This window comes from Bacteroidales bacterium (genome assembly GCA_018334875.1).
Lineage (GTDB): Bacteria > Bacteroidota > Bacteroidia > Bacteroidales > UBA12077 > JAGXLC01.
Genome location: JAGXLC010000461.1, coordinates 1 through 3,095 on the forward strand (window position 1 = coordinate 1; position 3,095 = coordinate 3,095).

Sequence of the window (3,095 nt, forward strand, 5' to 3'; positions counted from 1 at the left end):
GCATCCTACGGATTATCGGGACAGGTTTTTCATGCCCCTTTTCTGGAAACCAATGCAGGTTTCAATATTAAAAAAGTTTGGGAAAGAACAAAAAACCTGTCAGTACAGCGGTATCCCCATGTTGAGATCGTAAGGAATTACGAAGAGATTCTCAATGACAAGGATATCGAGCTGATTATTGTCAATACCCCTGATACCACGCATTATGAGTTAACCAAACAGGCATTGGAAGCGGGGAAACATGTGGTAGTAGAAAAACCTTTCACTCTGAACAGTAAGGAAGGAGAAGAGCTTGCAGCTCTGGCCGGGAAAAAAAACCTGGTGCTATCGGTTTATCAAAACCGGCGGTGGGACGGAGATTTCAAGACCGTGCAACAAATACTGGACGAACAATTGTTGGGACGGCTCGTGGAATATGAAGCCCATTACGACCGTTACAAAAATTTCGTAGTCCCCGGTAAATGGAAAGAACAAGCCTCTTCATTTCCGGGTCTGATTTATGATCTGGGCGCTCATATGATCGATCAGGCTCTGGTGCTTTTTGGTATGCCCGAATCAGTCACCGCCGATTTAAGAACTCAGCGTCCGGGCAGTGAAGTCAATGACTATTTTAACGTGAAATTCAATTTTCCTGAAACAGTAGTAACTGTTAAAGGAGGCTTCCTTGTACGGGAAAAAGGCCCCAGATATATCATCCATGGCACCGAAGGCTCTTTCCTGAAATGGGGTGTCGACCCGCAGGAACAGGATCTGATCGACGGATATTTCCCTGAAGGGCCCGATTGGGGTAAAGAAGAAGAAAAATACTGGGGAATACTCAATACCCACATCCATGGCTTGCACCACTATGGTAAAATTGAGACGTTACCCGGTAATTACCACGGGTATTTTGACAACATCTATTATGCCATCCGAAAAGGAGAAAAGCTGGCTGTACCAGCAGAACAAGGCATCAATGTTATACGGGTGGCGGAAGCTTCCCTGCAGAGCAATGAGGAAAACAGGGCAGTGAAGTTGAAATAACGGTTAATGCAAACAAGCTTTTAACCCGAATTATTCAAGAATAATTCTGACGCTATTGAAAAACCTGGCTTTTTGCTTCAATAAATTTCGCAAAAAGCCGGTTTTTCTAATGCGGGGTTACCTGCCCGCCGAAGCTAGCGCAGGCGGGCCTGGATCCTACCCGCAAACCATCGCGCATTCATAAACTTTCCCGCTTACCAGCGGGATTCGTTTATGAATGATCCAGGTTAAAATGGTTATCTTTTGCGGTCTGTGCGTGCAATAAAAATAATGCAGGCACACACCGCAAAAGAATAAAAAAACAAATAATCCCCTCAGCTTTGTACATTCTTGTAATACTCCACTTCATCCTTATCGGTTAGGTCGGCAACCTTATCAATCAGTTTTTCCCTGTCGGTCTTTGACATTTTTTCAAAACGTCGGGCCATAGCAGTTTTCTCCTTCACCAACGGGGGATTTTCAGCTCCGGTAATGAGTACGCTCACAGGCAGCGACCAGACAAATGCAAGGGCATCCTCAAGGGTGATGGCATCAGGAATCACGGGGTTATTGGTATCCCATTTTACGTTGCCGTTTTGTACCTTTTTATAGAAAAACCGCCCGTCAGCCAGGGTTTTCATGGCAAGAACACCCATATTCCGTTCTGTAAGGCGCGGCAACACATCATGGATGAAACTGTGCTCAACACTGGAATCGACTACATTAACAGGAAACTGACAGGTGTCAAAAAAGTCCTCTCCGGTTTTATCCAGCATCCGTGTATGTGCATAGGGAGAATTGTGTCCGGTGAAACCCACATATCGTACTTTTCCTGATTTTTTTGCCTCTGCAATTACATCCAGCACCTCGTTCTCTATTCTTTCATCTACATCTTCAGGAGTTTGCAGCGAATGCACCTGCCACAAATCAATGTAATCCGTTTTCATCCGTTTCAGCGAGCCTTCCAGATGCTTCCGGGCTGTTTCTGCATCAGTAGAATAGGTTTTGGTCATCAGGAATACATCATCCCGGTATTGCGGAACCAGGTATTTTCCATAGCGCTCTTCACTACGGCCGTCACCGTAGGATTCGGCACTGTCAAAAAAACGAATTCCTCCTTCCAGGGCAGCCTCAATGGTCTCCCGGGCTTCCTTTTCGCCCGTCCATCCGATATGATAACCTCCCAGGCCCAGCATAGTGACCTTCTCACCCGTATTCCCCAGTTTCCTCAAAGGCAATCGCTCACCGAGTTTATCTTTCGGGGAAACACCCCCGGAAGAAAAGCTGCTATAGGGAATAAGCAAACCCGAAGTAAGGCCTGCCAGTGCTTTTAAAAAATCTCTTCGATTTGATCTATCCATAAATCCTCCTTAAAATTTTTATATATAAATATTTGCAAGTGAATGAACCAAAAAACATTTGTTTTTGTTTCAACAATTAAAGCTAAAAGTCATAAAATTGTCATACTTTTGATTCGTTATACATTTTATATGTTACACAACAAAACACTTACCATACCCCGTTTGTTCAAGGAGACGGTAAAAAAGCACAGCGAAAGGGATGCCCTGGCTTTTGCAGGGGAGAAACCCCTTACCTACGGCACGGTCAATGAAAAGATACGGGCAACCATTGCCTTTCTTGAAAAGATGGGGGTCCGGCCTGGCGACAGGGTAGCCATACTCAGCATGAATATGCCCAACTGGGGGATTGTATATCTGGCAACCACCTTTATGGGAGCCATTGTGGTGCCTTTATTGCCTGACTTTCATCCGGATGAAGTAAAGAATATTATAGAACACTCAGGGGCCAAAGTAATTTTTGTTTCTGATGGTCTGAGAAAAAAAGCGGAAAATATCTCTGGTGAACAACTGGATTACATAGTTGGAATAGAAAATATGACTGTCATCTCACCCGAAGAAAGTTCTGTCCGCTTCAACCCCATGGAAAAGCCCGCTCACACATACCGGGTGGAGGAAGATGATCCGGCTGCCATTATTTATACATCGGGAACAACAGGTAAATCAAAAGGCGTGATGCTTTCACACAAAAACATTACATTCACTGCCCTTCAAACCCTAAAGATACAACACGTG

3 protein-coding genes are annotated in these 3,095 nt (G+C 44.6%); 2 read left to right on the top strand and 1 reads right to left on the bottom strand.

All coding sequences use genetic code 11. The features are described 5' to 3' along the window. Nucleotides 1-1,023 (top strand): Gfo/Idh/MocA family oxidoreductase (locus KGY70_19835; protein ID MBS3777456.1); only part of this gene is annotated, 1,023 nt, incomplete at its 5' end. 314 nt (nucleotides 1,024-1,337) lie between these two features. Here the strand turns inward: KGY70_19835 and KGY70_19840 are convergent. Beyond that, complete coding sequence (locus KGY70_19840) at nucleotides 1,338-2,363, bottom strand: aldo/keto reductase (GenBank protein MBS3777457.1); 1,026 nt, start codon at nucleotides 2,361-2,363, stop codon at nucleotides 1,338-1,340. A gap of 108 nt (nucleotides 2,364-2,471) precedes the next feature. Here KGY70_19840 and KGY70_19845 point away from each other — a divergent pair. Then, on the top strand, nucleotides 2,472-3,095 hold a 624-nt coding region (locus tag KGY70_19845; GenBank protein MBS3777458.1), incomplete at its 3' end, for an acyl--CoA ligase.

Bases quoted from the DNA above. Each gene is read 5' to 3' on its own strand.
- KGY70_19840 (MBS3777457.1), bottom strand. From the start codon at position 2,363: ATGGATAGATCAAATCGAAGAGATTTTTTAAAAGCACTGGCAGGCCTT.